Origin of the sequence: Dokdonia sp. (assembly GCF_039945015.1) — a bacterium.
Lineage (GTDB): Bacteria > Bacteroidota > Bacteroidia > Flavobacteriales > Flavobacteriaceae > Dokdonia.
The window spans coordinates 17,216-37,078 of sequence record NZ_JBDUXP010000024.1 but is presented as its reverse complement, the minus strand read 5'-3'; the positions used below and the strand labels follow the sequence as shown (position 1 = coordinate 37,078).

At 33.1% G+C, this 19,863-nt stretch carries 21 protein-coding genes; 13 read left to right on the top strand and 8 right to left on the bottom strand.

Translation table 11 applies throughout. The annotated features are described in order from the left end of the window. Positions 1-628: 628 nt before the first annotated feature. Positions 629-1,312 (bottom strand): DUF4294 domain-containing protein, encoded by a 684-nt coding sequence (locus ABJD27_RS18790; RefSeq protein WP_348162072.1) that lies wholly within the window; start codon positions 1,310-1,312, stop codon positions 629-631. Between the two features lie 107 nt (positions 1,313-1,419). Between ABJD27_RS18790 and ABJD27_RS18785 the strand changes: the two genes are divergently transcribed. The 10 genes from ABJD27_RS18785 (at position 1,420) to ABJD27_RS18740 (ending at position 11,516) form a co-directional block, all read left to right on the top strand. Then, complete coding sequence (locus ABJD27_RS18785) at positions 1,420-2,508, top strand: M42 family metallopeptidase (RefSeq protein ID WP_348162070.1); 1,089 nt, start codon at positions 1,420-1,422, stop codon at positions 2,506-2,508. Positions 2,509-2,697: 189 nt separating this feature from the next. Continuing rightward, complete coding sequence (locus tag ABJD27_RS18780; protein ID WP_348162069.1) at positions 2,698-4,113, top strand: hypothetical protein; 1,416 nt, start codon at positions 2,698-2,700, stop codon at positions 4,111-4,113. 175 nt (positions 4,114-4,288) lie between these two features. Next, positions 4,289-5,401 carry a hypothetical protein gene (locus ABJD27_RS18775; RefSeq protein ID WP_348162067.1) on the top strand — a complete coding sequence of 371 codons (1,113 nt, stop codon included), beginning with the start codon at positions 4,289-4,291 and terminating at the stop codon, positions 5,399-5,401. 121 nt (positions 5,402-5,522) lie between these two features. Further along, entirely contained in the window at positions 5,523-6,290 is a 768-nt protein-coding gene (locus ABJD27_RS18770) for an AAA family ATPase (protein ID WP_348162065.1), read from the top strand. 5 nt (positions 6,291-6,295) lie between these two features. Then, positions 6,296-7,195, top strand: coding sequence for a ParB/RepB/Spo0J family partition protein (locus ABJD27_RS18765; RefSeq protein ID WP_348162063.1), 900 nt, complete (start codon positions 6,296-6,298; stop codon positions 7,193-7,195). Continuing rightward, a complete protein-coding gene (locus tag ABJD27_RS18760; protein WP_348162061.1) occupies positions 7,185-7,784 on the top strand; it encodes a DUF5683 domain-containing protein in 600 nt (199 codons plus the stop codon). Before ABJD27_RS18765 ends, ABJD27_RS18760 begins: the two co-directional genes overlap by 11 nt. Then, positions 7,784-8,497, top strand: coding sequence for a 4-hydroxy-tetrahydrodipicolinate reductase (gene dapB, locus ABJD27_RS18755; protein ID WP_348162059.1), 714 nt, complete (start codon positions 7,784-7,786; stop codon positions 8,495-8,497). Before ABJD27_RS18760 ends, dapB begins: the two co-directional genes overlap by 1 nt. A 54-nt stretch (positions 8,498-8,551) precedes the next feature. Next, a complete protein-coding gene (gene lepB / locus ABJD27_RS18750) occupies positions 8,552-10,174 on the top strand; it encodes a signal peptidase I (RefSeq protein ID WP_348162057.1) in 1,623 nt (540 codons plus the stop codon). A 2-nt stretch (positions 10,175-10,176) separates the two neighbouring features. Then, positions 10,177-10,875, top strand: a complete 699-nt coding sequence (gene lepB / locus ABJD27_RS18745; protein ID WP_348162055.1) for a signal peptidase I — start codon at positions 10,177-10,179, stop codon at positions 10,873-10,875. A 2-nt stretch (positions 10,876-10,877) separates the two neighbouring features. After that, complete coding sequence (locus tag ABJD27_RS18740; RefSeq protein ID WP_348162053.1) at positions 10,878-11,516, top strand: WbqC family protein; 639 nt, start codon at positions 10,878-10,880, stop codon at positions 11,514-11,516. A 19-nt stretch (positions 11,517-11,535) separates the two neighbouring features. On the opposite strand, the gene ABJD27_RS18735 is transcribed toward ABJD27_RS18740, so the two are convergent. The 7 genes from ABJD27_RS18735 to ABJD27_RS18705 form a co-directional block, all read right to left on the bottom strand. After that, positions 11,536-12,561, bottom strand: coding sequence for an endonuclease/exonuclease/phosphatase family protein (locus ABJD27_RS18735; RefSeq protein WP_348162051.1), 1,026 nt, complete (start codon positions 12,559-12,561; stop codon positions 11,536-11,538). Next, entirely contained in the window at positions 12,561-13,454 is an 894-nt protein-coding gene (locus ABJD27_RS18730) for a rhomboid family intramembrane serine protease (protein ID WP_348162049.1), read from the bottom strand. The genes ABJD27_RS18735 and ABJD27_RS18730 overlap by 1 nt, the downstream gene beginning before the upstream one ends. Positions 13,455-13,456: 2 nt before the next feature. After that, positions 13,457-14,218 (bottom strand): rhomboid family intramembrane serine protease, encoded by a 762-nt coding sequence (locus ABJD27_RS18725; RefSeq protein ID WP_348162047.1) that lies wholly within the window; start codon positions 14,216-14,218, stop codon positions 13,457-13,459. Between the two features lie 7 nt (positions 14,219-14,225). Continuing rightward, the gene (gene mutL, locus ABJD27_RS18720; RefSeq protein ID WP_348162045.1) at positions 14,226-16,082 is read right to left on the bottom strand and encodes a DNA mismatch repair endonuclease MutL; all 1,857 of its coding nucleotides are present in this window, start codon (positions 16,080-16,082) and stop codon (positions 14,226-14,228) included. 12 nt (positions 16,083-16,094) lie between these two features. Then, complete coding sequence (locus ABJD27_RS18715) at positions 16,095-16,373, bottom strand: riboflavin synthase subunit beta (protein WP_348162043.1); 279 nt, start codon at positions 16,371-16,373, stop codon at positions 16,095-16,097. Between the two features lie 114 nt (positions 16,374-16,487). Beyond that, the gene (gene ribH, locus ABJD27_RS18710) at positions 16,488-16,985 is read right to left on the bottom strand and encodes a 6,7-dimethyl-8-ribityllumazine synthase (RefSeq protein ID WP_348162041.1); all 498 of its coding nucleotides are present in this window, start codon (positions 16,983-16,985) and stop codon (positions 16,488-16,490) included. Between the two features lie 71 nt (positions 16,986-17,056). Next, entirely contained in the window at positions 17,057-17,830 is a 774-nt protein-coding gene (locus ABJD27_RS18705) for a tetratricopeptide repeat protein (protein WP_348162039.1), read from the bottom strand. Between the two features lie 138 nt (positions 17,831-17,968). Here ABJD27_RS18705 and ABJD27_RS18700 point away from each other — a divergent pair, with 138 nt between their 5' ends. Genes ABJD27_RS18700 through ABJD27_RS18690 form a run of 3 tightly spaced genes read left to right on the top strand, consistent with a single transcriptional unit; the run spans position 17,969 to position 19,812 of the window. Then, entirely contained in the window at positions 17,969-19,060 is a 1,092-nt protein-coding gene (locus ABJD27_RS18700) for a DNA replication/repair protein RecF (RefSeq protein WP_348162037.1), read from the top strand. 36 nt (positions 19,061-19,096) lie between these two features. Next, positions 19,097-19,522: a hypothetical protein gene (locus tag ABJD27_RS18695; RefSeq protein ID WP_348162035.1), complete on the top strand. Its 426-nt coding sequence runs from the start codon at positions 19,097-19,099 to the stop codon at positions 19,520-19,522. Continuing rightward, positions 19,519-19,812, top strand: coding sequence for a DUF721 domain-containing protein (locus ABJD27_RS18690; protein WP_348162033.1), 294 nt, complete (start codon positions 19,519-19,521; stop codon positions 19,810-19,812). The genes ABJD27_RS18695 and ABJD27_RS18690 overlap by 4 nt, the downstream gene beginning before the upstream one ends. The last annotated feature ends 51 nt before the right edge of the window (positions 19,813-19,863 follow it).

Below are 19,863 nucleotides of genomic sequence, written 5' to 3'. Positions count from 1 at the left end.
GTTATTCTCTCTACAAATACTCCCTCTCAAAGCGGGTGCAAATGTACAACTATTTTTTCCTACCAAACAAACAAAAAATAAAAAAAATTAATCTTTTTTTTCCTACCCATTCAACATTCAAAACATCAATACAAAGAACTCAAAAACATCACTGTTTTTCTTAAATCAATATCTAATTTAAAACTTAGATATCTTTTTGTTAAGCGCAAAGGAATCGAACCTTTTTAATACCAAATCTATTATTAGTATTTTAAAACCTATCACTCTATTTTATTCTGAACTTTCCGCTTTTTACTTCTTCACAATTACTCCCTCTCAAAGCGGGTGCAAATGTACAATTAAATCTTTCTTTTCAGCAAATAAAAAATAAAAAAATTCTTTTTTTTTACTTCATTTTAAAAGATCAAACCAATATGTAAAAAGAACTCTTTTCCTTAGCGGGTGGCAAATATAACAGGTGTTTTATTATCTGCAATGAAAAAATTACTGTTTTTTAAAAAAGTTTTTAGTTGACTCAAAATCAAATAAATACACATTCATAAACCATAAACTCTTGTCCTATATATATACCCTATATTTTTATACAAGAAGTTATAACCTATAAAAGAGATGCTACTTGGAGATCGTATTAATCTATTTCTTTTGCCTTAGGTTTCCATTTATCAGAAAGGTCCCAATATTCAAAACCTAATACAGAATCTTTTCCTTCAAGAATACCTGATTGAAATGAACGTTGAAGTATGTCTTCAATCAAATAATCTTCTTCTGTATTTACTGGGTCATATTCTCTTTTAAGAGAAATATCAAAAGCACTTGCTGTTGTATTATACCAGAATGCTTTCCATCCACTACGTAATCGCTTTACAAGTTCAAAAGCAGTTTCGCCAGTTTGTCTATGGATAAGTTTAATTAAAATTTGCCCTTCGGTACGTGTCATTTTTTTAAGCTCGGAAGAAAACTCATTTTCAAGGTACTTATGAATGATCTTAGTATATCTCTTTTTACCAGATTTACTTTTAATAGAATCCAACCTATTATTCAAAGCTACCAACCTGTCTGCAGCTAATTTTGCATACGGATATACTTTACGTGTTTTCCTACGAAGTATTAAATATCGTCTGCGTTCTTCTTTAGAATCAAACTTTAAAGGTTTAAAGACTATAACTTCATTAAGATCTATAGCACTTCTAGGTATTGTATCTCCTTGGATTATATAATACTCTATTTCTCCTTCTTCTGATTTTGGGATTGTGTCTTGTGCCCATCCGGAGAAAGAGAATATTAATAACAGTAATACTATAGGTATGCGCATATTTTTATTTCGCTTTAAGCTAAAATCATTCCAAAATTAAAGATTCCAACCTAATAAGACTATTAACTTCTTATTAATATTCTTATTTTTATGAAAAAATATATTAAATGTCTTCAAAAAGTATACTTAATAAAAAATCGCTTAATTTCTTAGAAAAATACCTCAACAATGCTGCTCCTACTGGTTACGAATGGGATGGACAAAAAATCTGGATGGATTATCTCAAACCTTATGTAGATGAATTCATAACTGATACCTATGGTACTGCAGTCGCTGTTATTAATCCAAAAGCAAAATATAAGGTTGTTATTGAGGGACATGCAGATGAAATCTCTTGGTATGTTAATTACATTTCTGACAATGGTTTATTATATGTAATCCGTAATGGAGGAAGTGATCATCAGATTGCGCCTTCAAAAATCGTTAACATTCATACTAAAAAAGGGATTATAAAAGGTGTTTTTGGCTGGCCAGCCATTCATACTCGTAACCGCGCTAAAGAAGAACCGCCAAAACCTAGCAATATCTTCATAGATGTAGGCGCAAAGAACAAAGATGAAGTACACGAAATGGGGATTCATATAGGATGTGTCATTACATATCCAGATGAGTTTCATATTTTAAATGGAGACAAATTTGTTTGTAGAGCTATAGATAACAGAGCAGGAGGTTTTATGATTGCCGAAGTTGCTAGACTTTTACACGAAAACAAAAAGAAGCTTCCATTTGGATTATACATTACAAATTCTGTTCAAGAAGAAATTGGTTTACGTGGAGCTCAGATGATTGCAGAACGTATCCAACCTAATGTAGCTATTGTGACTGATGTAACTCATGACACGACGACCCCAATGATCGATCAAAAGGTACAAGGAGAAGCCGCAATAGGAAAAGGCCCTGTTATCGCATATGCCCCAGCTGTACAACAAAAACTAAGAGATCGTATTACCGAGACTGCAGAAGAAAAGAAGATTCCTTTCCAACGAGCTGCATTATCTCGCGCTACGGGAACAGATACCGATGCATTTGCTTATAGTAATAGTGGAGTAGCTTCTGCTCTTATCTCATTACCACTACGATACATGCATACTACAGTAGAAATGGTACATCGTGAAGATGTCGAGAATGTTATCAAACTTATTTACGAGACGTTACTCACTATTGAAGATGGTGAGACCTTTAGTTATTTTGAATAAATACGCTTTCGCGAAAGCGTACTAAACCATATATAAAGAAAACACAACCTAGTATTGTAATTTAAAACAATATCTGGTCGTGTTTTTCTGTTTAAAACAAAAAGTAGCTAGAATTAATACTATCATCATATATACTTTCACAAATTCAACTTATTTTTGCACCTATATTATTATACCAAATCAATAATTATGAAAAAGATATTATCTTATTTTATGCTCGCTATTATACTAGTAGCTTGTAGTACAGACGAAAGCATAGATAGCACTATAGATGTTGCTAATCTTGAAGTTGAAAATTACAAAGGAATATTTACGACCGTAGATGGTCAAAACAGAGGTACTCTTGATATAACACTTTCTCAAGATGGTCGTTCTGCAACCGCAGATCTTATCCTATCTACAGGTGAAGTTGTAAATATCTTTACAGATCAAGTATCTGATCTAGGAAACACAAAAGAAATTGTATTTACATCAAGTGAGCTTTCTTTTAGCATGACTACGGGAGAGGAAGGAGAAACATTAGAAGCTAGCACTGTTACTTTTAGAGGAACTGAGAGTTCTTTACTTGTTGCTCAAAATACTGAAAGAGCACCAGTAAACCCGATTACAGGTACATATATATGTACTACTTGTGCAGGTCCTATAGACAACTCTATGACACAAACATTTAATTTTATGTTTGTAACTGCAGATGGCAATAGTTCTATAACTACACAAACAACATTAGGCATGACTGCATTTAACGGAATTGGAGATCAAAATTCTTGTGTTGCAGGCGGACCGCAAACTACGTGTGATATAACAAGTGGTGACGGAATGACTAATGTAGGATATACAGCTGGAGGTGGTGATGTAACATGGACAGGAACACATACGTTTGACAATGGTGCTACAGGACCAACGGATTGTTCTGTAATTACTGGAAGTTGGAGTTGGAATTCTCCATTAGTAGGTATAGTAGATGGTACATTTACAAGTGACAGTATGTGTCCTCCTACTGGGGCTATATTGTATGAAGATTTTGAAGACGATACTACCAATTACACTTCAAGTATTCCTGAATTCTCTGATGGTTTTTTTGACTATTTTACTAGAACAGATGGATCAAACATAAGCGGAGGTGTATCTATAGATAATATTCAAGGGAATTCATTTTTTGGAGCGCAAGACATAGATGGTGAAGGAGCTGCTTCTGCACAATCAATAACTTTTTCTGGGCTTGATGTTACTGGATTAACTAATCTTACATTTTCTGGTCTTTTTGCAGAAGATGATAATGGAACTTCGCAAAATTGGGATGATGAAGATTTTGTAATCGTTGAGTATTCATTTAATGACACCGATTTTACACCAATATTTGCTATTCAATCTGAAGAGCCAGGTGGAGATACTGTAAATACGACTCCTAGAGTAGATACAGACTTTGATGGTATCGGAGATGGTGCAGAAATCACAGACACACTTACGGAGTATACTGCGATGTTTGCAAATGATGGCACTACAAATCCAACAGCATCGACTACAGTAACGATACGTATTCGTATAGATTTTAATGCTGGTAACGAAGATATAGCTATTGATAACGTAACTGTATCAGGAATGTAAAAATATGTTTTAAACGTATAATATTAAGAGGTTCATTAATGATATTAATGAACCTCTTTTTTTTGATTATCATTTTTTTCAAATAATATATCCAATTCTTCCCAAGTAAGCAACTATTCTTTTTTTCGACCTATTAGGCATATTTTTTGATGATTCTTCACAAAAAACTATTGCTATGAAAAAAAAAATATTACTCCTCGTCTTCGCGATGATGTTTATAGCTACGACAGCTATAGCCCAGAATTATTCTAAAGGAACTATTACAACCAATACAGAGACTATAAAAGGTCGCGTATTGATAGATTATCAAACAGAAAAAATATCTCTAAAAAAAGATCTAAAAGTAAGCACCTATTCTTTTGATCAGGTAAATTCAATTACATTAGGGAATACTTCACTCTCAAAAAAAGAATTTGACGGAACTTCATATTATGTATCAAACATAACTTCCGGAAAAGGAAATCTATACAAGGTAAATACTTCACAATACCTTGTTGCTGTAGAAAATGGCAAGAATGCTATTATTAATACAGATACAAAATCTAGTAAAACTCCTGGTACACTAGCCGTTATATTTGAAGACTGTAATAGCATAAGGGATGTTTTAAACAACGAAGACAATTTTAATGAAGCAGCTCTTCAAAAAATTGTCACTACCTACAACTCCTGTTCTTATGGTACCTTTACTCCTACTGAAAAAGAAATTAAGAATGCAAATGATCATAATACAGATCAAGCCAGCTTTTATGCTGGAATAGGTGGAGGGCTTAACAATATAAGCTTCTTTGATAATAGTAGTACAGAAAGTATTGCATCTGGGCAATTACAAATAGGAGTCATTGCTTCACCAAGTTTCTTTGGGAAAATTCAAGGTAATTTATTTGTTACTCTAGAAGGAAGTGCTAGTTTTTCTGGTGAAAAAGATTTTGGAAATACAGCAGATACTACCAGTTTTAGAGTAAATAGTTACAGAGCATTCTTAGGCCTTGAGTATTTATTTAATAAAACTGGGAAAATCAAACCATTTGTAGGCGTTAGTGTTGGAGTAACGTCTGACTCTTTTGATGGAGAAGTAAATGGTTTCTCATTTGATATTACAGGAGGAAATACGATTGTTGTTCCAAAAATAGGAGCTCGTTTACGTCTTCCAAATGAGAAGCATATCGGACTTACATTATCTTATCTCTCTGAATATGAAAACAACCTATCATTCCCTGTAAATGATACAGTTATACCACTTATTGTAAATAATCAAAACTACACATTAAGTCTTAATTACTATTTTTAATACCCCTATAAATTATAGAAAATATAAAAGGTCATTCTTAGGAATGACCTTTTATATTTGAAAGCATTTTATTTACTCATTATAAATCGTATTTTTACTTTTTAAATTTCCTCAAATTTATATGGGCAAAATAATTGCTATTGCAAACCAAAAAGGAGGTGTTGGTAAAACAACTACTTCTGTAAATCTAGCTGCTTCGCTTGGAGTACTGGAGAAAAAAGTATTACTGATAGATGCTGATCCTCAAGCTAACGCTACATCGGGGCTAGGAATTGATGTAGATAAAGTAGAAATAGGAACGTATCAACTTCTGGAGCATACAAATACTGCAGAAGAAGCTATTATTAGTACTAGTTCTCCTAATTTAGATTTAATTCCTGCGCATATAGACCTTGTTGCCATAGAAATTGAACTTGTAGACAAAGAGAAACGGGAATATATGATGCAAAAGGCTATTGGTCATCTAAGGGATCAATATGACTATATATTAATAGATTGCGCTCCTTCATTAGGTCTATTAACATTAAATGCACTTACTGCTTCTGATTCTGTCATTATTCCTATACAGTGCGAGTATTTTGCACTAGAAGGACTAGGTAAACTGTTAAATACTATTAAAAGTATCCAAAAAATTCATAACGCAGACTTAGATATAGAAGGACTTTTACTAACTATGTATGATTCTAGATTACGATTATCAAATCAGGTAGTCGAAGAAGTACAAAAACATTTTAGTGAGATGGTGTTTAAAACCATTATACAACGTAATGTTAGATTAAGTGAAGCACCAAGTTATGGAGAAAGCATTATTAATTATGATGCGGGAAGTAAAGGAGCTGCAAACTATTTGAGTTTAGGACAAGAACTCATCACAAAAAACAATAGCTAGAGTATATGGCTAAAGCAACAAAAAAACAAGCTCTTGGACGCGGACTTTCAGCTTTACTGAAAGACCCTGAAAATGATATCAAGAGCGCAGATGATAAAAATGCTGATAAGGTTGTAGGCAATATTGTTGAGTTAGATCTCAAGGATATTGAAGTAAACCCTTTTCAACCTCGTACTAGTTTTAACGAAGAAATGCTTCGCGAACTTGCCTCATCTATACGTGAATTAGGTGTTATACAACCTATTACAGTACGTAAATTAAGCTTTAATAAATACCAACTTGTATCTGGAGAACGTCGTTTTAGAGCTTCAAAACTCGTAGGTAATGCTACCATACCTGCATACATACGTATTGCAAATGATCAAGAGAGTCTAGAAATGGCTCTTGTAGAAAATATACAACGCCAAGATCTTGACCCTATAGAAATTGCTCTTTCGTACCAACGTCTTATTGATGAGATCAATTTAACTCAAGAACAAATGAGTGAGCGTGTTGGTAAGAATAGGTCTACAATTGCAAATTACTTACGCTTATTAAAACTAGATCCCATTGTACAAACAGGAATGCGTGATGGATTCTTATCTATGGGACATGGACGAGCATTAATTAATATAGAAAATACAGGAGATCAACTTGATATTTATGAAAAGATCATTACCGATAAGTTATCTGTTCGTCAGACAGAGGCTTTGGTAAAGAACTATCATTCTACTTCAGAAACTCAACTTCCCCAAAAAGAAGAAACACCTTCATTTATTAAAAACGGTACAAAAGAATTTGCCAATTATTTTGGAGCAAAAGTTGATGTAAAAGTTTCTAAAAATGGGAGAGGAAAAATCACTATTCCTTTTTCTTCCGAAGAAGATTTTAACCGCATACAGAAATTGATCCAAAGTGCTACATAAGAAAAGCATATTCGTTATAGGTTTTTTATTGATATACGCTTTCGCGAAAGCGCAATCAGACGATGCCATTATTGTTAATGAAGAGACCATATCTACATTAAAATCTCAAGATCCCTTTGATCCTTTGCGTCCGGCTAAGGCCGCTTTTTATGCCGCTACCCTACCAGGTCTAGGACAAGCATACAATAAAGACTATTGGAAACTACCTATTGTATATGGAGCTTTAGGAACTGGTGTCTTTTTTGCAATAGATAATGACAAAGAATTTAAACGTTTTAGGAACGCTTTTAAAGATAGACTTGCAGGTCGTATTGATGAATTTACAGTTGTCAATGAAGATGGAACTACCACAGAAACATTTACAGATGATGGCTTGATAGATTCTCAAGATTTTTTTAGAAGACGTAAAGAACTCGCCATATTGATTACTGCAGGAATGTATGTACTTCAAATTTTAGAAGCAAATGTAGATGCACATTTATCGCAATATAATGTAAGTGATGATTTGACATTTGCTCCAGATATCCATACAGATGATTTAGGACAAGCATTTCGCTATGGATTTAAATTAACCTATCACATTGATTAATGAAGATTGCACTTTTAGGTTATGGGAAAATGGGTAAAGCAATTGAAAAAATTGCTATCTCTCAAGGACATGACATTATTTTAAAAACAGACGATTCGTCTCCTTTTAGTTTAGACGGAGTAGATGTAGCTATAGATTTTAGTTTACCAGATATCGCAGTATCCCATATTACTATGTGTTTTAATCAAGGAGTTCCTATTGTTTCTGGAACTACTGGTTGGTTAGATCAATATGATGCTATAGTTTCTTTATGTAAAGAAAAAGAAGGTAGTTTTTTATATGCTTCTAATTTTAGTATTGGTGTCAATATATTTTTTGAAATCAATAAGAAATTGGCTCAATACATGGCCCCTCATCATAGCTATGATGTACATATGGAAGAAATACATCATACGCAAAAACTGGATGCTCCGAGTGGTACAGCTATTACTCTTGCAGAAGGGATTATAGAAGCAGGTAATTATACACAATGGAAAGAGATTGATTTTTCTAAGCAAGAGGTAGAAAAAAATATCGTTCCTATTGCTTCAAAAAGAGAAGGCACCGTTCCTGGAACTCATATTGTTACTTATAAAAACGAAGTAGATACGTTACAAATATATCATGAAGCACATTCTAGACAGGGATTTGCACAAGGTGCTCTTGTTGCTGCGCTGTGGCTTGTTGGAAAAAAAGGCGTATTTTCTATGGCAGATGTATTAAATATTTCTTAATTACGTAACACTACCAAAAACTAAAGTACTAACTACTCATAAATACAATATACAATGACAATTACACAGTGGTTTATTTTCTTTCTAGCTATTCAAGCGATCCATTTTTTGGGTACTTGGAAATTATATGTTCGTGCTGGAAGGCAAGCTTGGGAAGCAGCAGTACCTGTATATAACGCAGTCGTTCTTATGAAGATCATTAATCGCCCTTGGTGGTGGACGATCTTACTTTTTGTACCAATCGTTAACTTAATTATGTTTCCCGTTGTATGGACAGAAACAGCGAGAAGTTATGGGTTTAATACTTATAAAGACACAGCGCTAGTTGTTTTAACGTGTGGTCTTTATTTATTTTATATAAACTACGCTACCGATGCACCTCATATTAAAGATCGAGATCTAGCTCCAAAAAGTAGTAGTGGAGAATGGGTGAGTTCTATCTTATTTGCTATTGTCGCTGCTACAATTGTGCATACGTACTTTATGCAACCATTTACGATACCAACATCATCTCTGGAAAAAACGTTACTTGTAGGAGACTATCTTTTTGTAAGTAAATTTCATTATGGAGCGAGAACACCTATTACTACGGTAGCTACTCCAATGTTACATGATGCTATTCCTTATACAGGAGCAAAATCGTATTCATCTTCTCCAGAATTACCTTATTTCAGATTACCTGGATTTCAAAAAATAAAACGTAATGATATTGTTGTTTTCAGTTGGCCAGTAGATACATTAACTGTTATTACTGACCCTACAAGTAAATCAATTTATAAACCTGTTGACAAGAAGTCTAATTATGTAAAACGTTGTGTAGGATTACCTGGAGATTCTTTAGAAGTACGTGGTGGTTATGTATATACTAATGGGGTTAAAAATGATCTTCCAGATAGAGCAAGACTACAGTTTTCATATACAGTAGTATCAAAAAACTTATTAGTAAAACCTATTAAAGATAACAGAGGTCAATATAGCATACCTACAGACTTAGTATCTGGAAGGTATGAAATATCTGATATAGTACTAGCCGCTCAAGAATCTCAAGAGGGTCCATACATACATATTGCACAAATAAGTGATGCCTCTTATGAAAAATTAAAGAATAATGCATCTATCATTAGCATAACACTAGATGAACATAAAGGAGATTATTCCAATTCCAATTTATTCCCAGCGAGAAGTGGACATAATTGGAGCGTGCAAAATTATGGTCCTATATATATCCCTCAAGAAGGGAAAACGGTTTCTATAACACCACAAACAATTCCTTTCTACAAACGTATTATAGAGGTATATGAAGGTAGCGAATTTGGTATAAAACAAAATATACAAGTAACCGGAACAGAAGTTACTTTAAACGGCTCTCCTATTACAGAATACACCTTTAAACAAGATTATTACTGGATGATGGGAGATAATCGTCATAATTCGCAAGATGCCCGTTCATGGGGATATACTCCTTATACACATGTTGTAGGAAAGCCTGTTTTTGTGTGGTTTAGCCTAGATGCAAATAAAAGTGGATTTTTCAATAGTATACGTTGGGATCGGGTATTTACAACAGTAGGAGGCGATGGAAAACTAACGAGCTATCGTTACCATTTCTTAGGTCTTATTTTATTATACTTTGGTTTTAATTTCTTTAGAAAGAAAAAGAAACAATCTAAAGCATAGGGATGTTTATAAGTAAAAAGAAGAAAATACTACTTGGTATTACATTGCTTTTTTTTAGCTTATTTATAGGGTATCATTTTATGGGTTCTAAAGGGTATTTTAAAATCTATAAAATTCCAACAACAGCCTCATCTCCAACATTAGAACTTGGAGATTATGTTATAGTTTCAAATCTTGTAGCTGTTAAAAACAATGATTTTATTTCTTTTTGGCATCAAGAAGAAATTTTTGGGACTGGCCATTGGATGTTTAGAATGGTAGCTAAAGAGCAAGACACACTATCTATTATTGATGGTATTACTTATGTTAATGGTATAAACATAGACAAGAATATAAGATTAAAACATTCATATACAATTAATCAAGATCAACTAAAGAGCATATCACATACTTTAGTGCCTGGACAAGAAGAGTATTATACCATTGGAGAAAACATGATAATTATACATTTAGAAGACAGTGTTGTTAAAAATCATATCCCAAAAGCTCTTTTAAGCTATACTCAAACCCCTAAAGAAAAACATAGTAAAGTAAATAAAGATTTTCCTAACGATTGGGACAATTATAATTTTGGTCCCTTAATAATCCCTAAAAACAAGTTTTTTGTCATGGGAGATAATAGAGATAATGCAATGGATTCTAGGTATATTGGACTCATTGACAAAAGTAACTATGTAGGTAAAGCAATAAACGTGAATTAACTTTGAAAACTATACTCTTACATCCCGGATACTGCTTACCTATTGTACATTATGCTTGTATTGTTCAAGCAGATCACGTCCAGTTTGAAGCATTGGATAATTATCAAAAGCAATCATATCGCACGCGAACTAAAATTGCAACGGCAAGTGGTGTTCTTCAATTAACAATACCGATAAAACATAGTCGTAATCCAGAAGGGCATCAATTATATTTTAATGTTCGTCTCGAAAACAAATTTCATTGGCAAAGAGATCATTGGAGGTCTTTAAAGGTGGCATATCAAACATCCCCCTTTTTTGAATATTACGAAGACACACTTGAGCCTTTATATACAACAGAATACGATACTCTTATCAATTTTAATATGGCTTTTCATGATATTATCATGGATTGTTTACAATTAGAGAAAGAGATTACCTATACCGAAGAATATTTTAGAAGTCCTAAAGAACCTATCAAAGATTTACGAAATCTTATTACTTCAAAAAAAGAGCCTGATTATGGACTTCCAGAATATCATCAACTATTTCATGATAAACATGGGTATTTGCCCAACATCTCTATTTTAGACCTCTTATTTAATGAAGGCCCTAACGCGATTTCATACCTTGAAAAGGTTAATCTATCAAGTATATTGTAGATAGTTAAACGCTAATATTCTAGAATTTAAAATCTGTACTAAAGACACTCTTTATAGGGTAGTGATCTGATAACTTGACATCATAATTCTCAAATGTTAAAGTTTCAAATTTTGGATCGGCTAGGATAAAATCTATTCGTAAAGGCACAAAATCAAATGTAAATGTACGTCCAGTTCCTGATCCTGCTTTTTCAAAAGCATCAATTTTCTCTCCTTTTATTTTCCGATACATATATGAAGTAGAACTATTATTAAAATCACCTGCTACAATAACTGGATATGGTGATTTTTTCTCGCTCTCTAAAAACTGCATTACTTGTGTTTCTTGTTTTTTAAACGCCTCTCCTATTCTTCCTAGTAATCGTTTTGAGTCCTCATCTTTAAGAGTATTAAATTTTGAAGATACTCTCAATGACTGAAAATGAACATTATATATACGTATGGTATCATTAGCAATTACGACATCTGCATAAATAACATTGTTCCCTGTTTTTTTAAAGTCTAATGATCCTCCATTTATAATAGGGTATTTTGAATAAATAATTTGCCCAAATATTTTAGAATCATTTATCATTTTTTTATAATGATAAGGATACACATCATTAGACAACTCATGTTCAGAATTATACTCTTGAAAACAAATAACATCAGGGTTCTCCTTTAACACAAACTCTAAGATACGAGGTCCTATATTTTTTTGTTCTGACCATTCATTTATATTAAAAGATCGCACATTATAACTCATTATTTTTAACCCATCTATCCCAGTTGTATTAGAACCAAAATGGTATAAGGAACTTATATGTCCTAATCCAATAATGAGCACAAAAGCCGAAAGGAACAATTGTCTTTTTGCTCGTAAGATCCAGTATATTAAAAAGACTGCATTTATGAGAATTAAAACAGGAAGCACTAAGCTTAAAACAGAAAGTCTAGGAAATATATGTGGTGAGATATAAGGCAATGCATACCCCAAAACTAAAAGGATAGCAAAAACACTATTTATAAAAAAAATAGCTTTTCCAAAAAAGGATAGTCCTTTCATTAATTATCTTTTCCAGCTTTAAACAGAAAATCTTTCTCAGCTTTTGAAAGACTATCATAACCACTCTTACTTATTTTATCTAGAATGGCATCTATTTGTTGCTGTTGATTACTCTTAGAAACGGGAGGCTTTGTTGTTTTCGTACTTTTAGGAGTCGATTTTTTTGCTGAGCGATGTACCGTTCGCATCTTCGCTTTTTTGGTTTTTGGTTTTTTAGAAAACCAATTAGCAATCGTATCCATTATTCTTTCAAACCATATTCCTATATCATTTCCTTTGGCGAGTTGCACAGCATATACATATCCAAAAGCAGCTCCTCCCAAATGGGATATTAATCCTCCAGCATTACTTGAAGAATTTAATGTCAATACATCTCTTAAAACAACAAAAGCTGCGATATGCCAAAGCTTTAGATTAAATGTAAAGACTCGTATAGGTGTATTGGGGCTATACGTTGCTATAAAAACAATAATGGCATTTACTGCTGCAGAAGCTCCTAGTAATACACTATTCCCCTTAAAAGCAGGCAAAAGGAAATACATTAATATGAATGTTAAACCACCAGCAATACCTCCAAGAAGATATATAGTAAGGAATCGCTTTTCTGAAAAAATATTTAGAATAAATTTAGAAAACACATACAGAAATAGCATATTAAAAAGAATATGCAAAAACCCATTATGCAAAAAGGCATACGTAAGTATAGACCATGGTTGCTGTATTAATCGTGATAAATCTGTAGGTAATACAAAATATCTAGTAAACACGTTATTATCTACTTGAACAATCCAAGGTAGGATATTAAAAACGATAAAAACAGCTAGATTAATCACAATCAATTTGATTGCGATATTTGCTGTTTTGTATTGAGATAAGAATGAGTTTGCCGCCATAATTAGTACCAGCGTTTATCGTTAAAACTATTTTTTTTCCAGTAATACATCATAATAAAGCCAAATAATGCTCCTCCGAGATGCGCCCAATTTGCAATATTTGCTCCAAAAATAGAGAAACCAGTAACTCCAGAAAATAGATCCAGAAGGATCAATGCTGGAATAAAATACTTCGCTTTAATAGGAATAGGGATAAACATTAATCCTAATGCAGCATTAGGAAACATCATTCCAAACGCTACTAATACCCCATAAATTGCCCCAGAAGCTCCTACAGCAGGAATATTATAAGATCCAAAAAGTTTTTCATGAACTTCAATAGGAATATCTGGTGATTGCATATAACTCCCAGCTTCTACTGTTTTTTCAAGTAATCCTGTAATTTCCTGAGGATTAAAACCTGCCTCAATTAACATTTGATACCCTGATTGAAAATGGAAATAATTTACAAGAGTATGGATTAATGCTGCTCCTAACCCTGCTGAAAAGTAAAAAAACAAAAACTTCTTTTGCCCTAATATATTTTCTATTGGACTTCCAAACATCCATAAAGCGTACATATTAAATCCTATATGCCATGGACTTCCCAAATCATGCATAAACATATGCGTAAGGGGTTGCCAGAATTGAAAATTAGGATGCTCTACAAACCATAAAGCAAATAACTGCATAGCAGGTCCTGGTTTTATTATAAAATATGATCCTAAAAAGAAAATTACATTTATAATAAGTAATATTTTAACTGTATCAGTTATTTTTCCCATCTCCTATTTACTTAAATTTTCGATCTAATTCTTCTGCTCCCATAGTAATAAAAGTCGTACGATTACTAGGCGAGACTGTTGGTTCTTTACACGCAAACAAACTATTAACCAAGTGTTCTCTAGAAGTTGCATCTAATGTTTCTCCTGCTTTTACCGCCATGCTCTTTGCCATACTTTTGGCTAAGGTATCGGTCTGACTAAAGCCAGAATCTGGCACTTCATTTTCTAAGTCACTTAGTAATTGTTCTATAACAATAGGCACTTCTGCTTCTGGCAAGGAGGTTGGAATCCCCATAACTTCCAGAGTTTCATCTGCTATTTTACCAAAAAGGAATCCTGTATTCTCTAATCCTTCTTTAAGTTGTACGAGTAATCCTAATTCTATAGGCGTATAACTCAATACCAGCGGAAATAATAGTTGTTGACTCACAGATTCTTTCACCGTGATATTACGCAATAATTCTTCGTATAATACGCGTTGATGTGCTCTGTTTTGATCTATAACCACCATACCACTTTTAATGGTGCTAATGATATATTTATTATGTAATTGATAAGTGGTTGATTCAGCTTTCGCGAAAGCGGTATCAGATTCCTTATGAAACAAATCCCCAGTTACTTCTTCACTCTCATAAGTCACGTTACTGCCTCCTTGCGTAACAGGATTTTTTAGCCCTTCATATAATTGCTCCCATCCTTCTACATTTTGTTTCTCATAGTTAGGCAATGAAGCTCCTCGCTTAGGTGGCGCCACATTGTCAAAAGGATTAAAATTTCTATCTACCTCTACTTTAGGTGTATTTGCATATTTATCTTTATACGCATATGGCGTGTCAAGATTTGCATCTCTATCAAAATCAAGTACTGGAGCAATATTAAATTGTCCCAAACTGTGTTTTATTGTACTACGCAAAATGGCATATAATGCATGCTCATCATCAAATTTTATTTCTGTTTTTGTAGGGTGGATATTAATATCGATTGTGCTAGGGTCTACAATGAGGTATAAAAAATAACTCGCTCTTGCTCGATCTGGTAATAGTCCCTCAAAGGCGGCACTCACTGCATGATTAAGATATGGGTTCTTTATAAATCGATCGTTTACAAAAAAGAATTGTTCTCCTCTTGTTTTTTTAGAAAATTCAGGTTTCACCACAAAACCTTGAATTGTTACAATATCTGTTTCTTCTGATACGGGGACTAGTTTTTCATTTGTTTTTCCTCCAAAAATCCCAACAATACGTTGTTTCAAATTTCCAGAAGGAAGTTGAAAAACTTCACCATCATTGTGATACATGGCAAATACAATTTGTGGATGTGCCAAAGCAACTCTTTGAAACTCATCTATAATATGTCGAAGTTCGACATTATTTGATTTTAAGAAATTACGCCGTGCTGGTATATTAAAAAAAAGGTTTTTTACTGCTAGCGATGTTCCTTTAGGAGTTGCACATACTTCTTGCGTACTAATTTTACTCCCTTCTATCTCAATATGTGTCCCAACATCGTTTTGTTCTGATCGTGTTTTTAAATCAACATGAGCCACAGCGGCTATAGAAGCGAGCGCTTCTCCTCTAAAGCCTTTTGTATTAAGGTTAAACAAATCATCTGCAGAAGTAATTTTAGAGGTTGCATGACGTTCAAAACTCATACGAGCATCTGTCTCACTCATCCCTTTTCCATCATCTATAATCTGGATAAGTGTTTTTCCTGCATCTTTTACAATGAGTTTTATGGATGTCGCTCCTGCATCTATTGCGTTTTCTAATAATTCTTTTACAACAGAAGCTGGTCGTTGTACAACTTCACCTGCAGCAATTTGGTTTGCCACGTGATCTGGTAAAAGCTTAATAATGTCTGTCATCTAGTTTAAAATCTAACTAAATATGGATAAATCAAAGTCTATAATCCAAAGAAATATGAATATAAAAATAAGTATTAGTATAAGTATTGTTCTATTATAACCACCTTTACGAGACTCTTGTAATTCATCCCATGCAGTAGTGAATTTTACTTTAAGACCACGAGGTGTATTTAATGTAGTTCTATGCTCATCAAACCTACCCTCCATTTTATAAGGGCTTCCCTCTTTATCATTTTTATAATAACGAGGTGTATAGTCAAATTTCTTATTTGTTCGCTTTAATATTCCCATAACTTTACTATATCAAATATACGGCATTTACAGTCAAAAAGTATGCCTCTTTAACAGTTTGAAAAGTGAATATTGGGAATAATTGTATAGTTGTAAGAATTTTGGAGTAAAGAATTAAAATTTTGATTCTTTACGTAATTGCGCCATTTTTATAGCAGCAATACCCGCTTCTGTACCTTTGTTTCCATGTTTTCCTCCGCTACGATCGATAGATTGTTGCATTGTATTATCTGTAAGTACACAGAATATAACAGGAATATCTCCTTTAAGATTTAGTTCTTTAATACCTTCTGTAACTCCTTGGCATACAAAATCAAAATGTTTTGTTTCTCCTTGAATAACAGTTCCTATAGCAATTACAGCGTCTAGCATATCATAGCTAGCCGTCATGCGTTTACAACCATAAATAAGTTCAAAGCTACCTGGAACATTCCAACGTACAATATTATCATTTACAGCACCGCAATCTTTTAAGGCATCAAAAGCGCCTTGAAACAGACCTTCGGTTATTGTGGGGTTCCACTCAGAAACAACAATCCCAAATCGAAAATCTTTCGCATTTGGGATTGTTGTTTTATCATAAGCAGATAGGTTATTTCCTTCTGTAGCCATTATGGTTGTATTTTAAAAACTCCTAGTATTTATGGCATTTGCAATATATGCAAGTATGCTATTTCTAAAAATTACTTTCCAGCTTGTGCTCTTCCCAAGTATAAATCTACTTGTTTTGCATAATCAGAAGCACTAAACTCTTCTTTAACACGAGTAAGGTATTTTACAGCTTTATCATTTTTTCCTAAATCTATTGCTGCTACAGCTGCTTTAAAAAGAAAACGAGGTGTTGTAAAATCATTTGTACTTAATGCAAATGCATTTTCATAATGACTTAATGCTTGATCTGCTTGATCTAATTGCATAAAGGCATCACCTATTGCTCCTTCTGCCAAAGGTGCAAGCATCATATCATTAGAAGAAAAATCTTCTAAATGACTAATTGCATTCTTATAATCTTTAAGCTCTAAGTAAGACATTCCTGCATAATAATGTGCAAGATTACCAGATGGAGTTCCGCTATATTTGTCTGCTACTTCAAGTAAACCGTACTTCCCACGAGAACCATCAAGTGCAACTTGATATAAAGAATCAGTCACATTTGTATTTGAAGCCTCAAGTGCAAGTGTAAAACTCTCTTGAGCGACTGTAAGTTCATTTGCAGCTTCTTCGATCTTAGGTTCTGAGATAAATTTATTGTAGGCTAAGTACCCTAAAGCAATTACTAGTACTGCTATAATTACACCAAAAATACCTTTTTGATTCTTCTCTACCCACTCCTCAGTTCTAGAAGCTCCTTCGTCTAGGGATGCAAATACTTCAGCTGTAGTACTATCATCTACTTCCTCTACTACTTTCTCGGCCTTAGTTTTCGGTTTATACCCTCTTTTATTATACGTTGCCATATACTTATTTTGTTAGTGGCGCAAAAATATAATTTTTATTGAATTTTGAAAGGGAATTTATTCCTTATTTTTCGATAATTTGCAAACCATTTTTGAGAAGTTATATGCTTTCGCGAAAGCGAGCTCATCACAAACCCTATGATTTTAAAATCTCTTTCTTTAATAAACTATAAAAACTTTACATCTAAAGTGTTTGAATTTGATTCAAAAATCAATTGTTTTGTAGGCGATAATGGTGTTGGAAAAACAAATATTTTAGATGCTATTTATCACTTATCATTTGGCAAAAGTTATTTTAATCCTGTAACAAGTCAAAATATTAATCACCATGCAGATTTCTTTGTTATAGATGGGGTTTACGACAAGAATGATAGAGATGAAAAAGTTGTAATAAGTGCAAAAAGAGGTCAAAAAAAAGTGATCAAACGCAATGCAAAAATGTATGAACGTTTTGCAGATCATATTGGTTTTTTACCGCTGGTTATTATTTCGCCTGCAGATCGAGATCTCATTACAGAAGGGAGTGATATGCGTCGTAAATTTATAGATGGTGTTATCTCTCAAAGTGACAAAAATTACCTCTCAAATTTACTCGCATATTCAAAAGTTTTAAGCCAACGAAATGCGTTATTAAAGTATTTTGCAGTAAATAATACCTTTGATCAAGACACTTTAAGTGTTTATAATGATCAATTATGTACTTATGGACAGCCTATTTTTGAAAAAAGAAATGCATTTTTGAGTCGTTTTGAACCTATTTTTCAAGAACAGTATAAAGCCATTAGCGGAGGCACAGAACAAGTAAGTTTAAAATACCAAAGTGCATTACACGATATGCCCTTAGAACACTTACTTACTAATGCACTTGCAAAAGATCGAGCATTACAATATACGAGTGTAGGAATACACAAGGACGACCTTTCTTTTAAAATTAATGAGTATCCTATTAAAAAGTTTGGTTCTCAAGGACAACAGAAATCATATCTCATTGCATTAAAGCTCGCTCAATTTAACTTTATTAAAGAAGAAAGTGGCGTATCTCCCATTTTATTACTTGATGACATTTTTGATAAACTTGATGAAAATCGAGTAACTCATATTATACAACTTGTTAATACAAATAATTTTGGTCAACTCTTTATAAGTGATACACATCCAGATCGTACGGAAGAGGTTGTCAAAAAAATTCATCAGAGTTATGAATTATTTCATTTAAGTCAGGAAGGATAATTCACTCTTTTTCGCGTACTTTGTTTTTCCTTTCATATGAAACATCTATATCCCATATATATACTCATCATTATAAGCATTTTTGCTTGTTCACAATCTCCCGAAGATGCACTACAACATCTAAGCGGATATTGGGAAATTGCAGATGTAACTTTTACTGATGGTAGTAAAAAAGAATTTTCTATAAGTCAAAACATTGACTTTTTTGAGGTAAAAAAAGATCAAACTGGTATCCGCACAAAAGTGCAGCCAGATATTAATGGTCATTTTACGACTTCAAAAAGTGTAGAGAATATAGATATAAAGACAGTTAACGATACATTGACATTAAAATATGCTACAGCATATGACACCTGGCAAGAGAAGGTTATTTCTGCAACAAAAGAACAATTAGTTCTTCTTACCAAAAATGGCAACGTCTATACATATAGAAGATACAAACCCTTAATCATAAACGAATGACAAAGCGTAACACTGATCCTATGTCTATAAGCGACGCTTTAGGAAAGTTTGTTTCTAAAAACAAACTTCAAAAAGGGATTGATAAAGTAGATGTAAGCAATGCATGGTTTGCTCTTAATCCTGCTTTTAAAACTTATACAACTTCTGTTAAGTTAGACAGAGATACTTTATTTATTAATTTAAGCTCTTCTGTTTTTAGAGAAGAACTTAGTTATGGAAAAGAAAAAATATTACAACGTCTTAATGAAGAACTAGGAAGGGATATTGTTAAGAAACTTGTCTTACGATAATATTCATAATTAAATATGGTGGTTGTTTACACTGTTTCCCTTCAAACAACA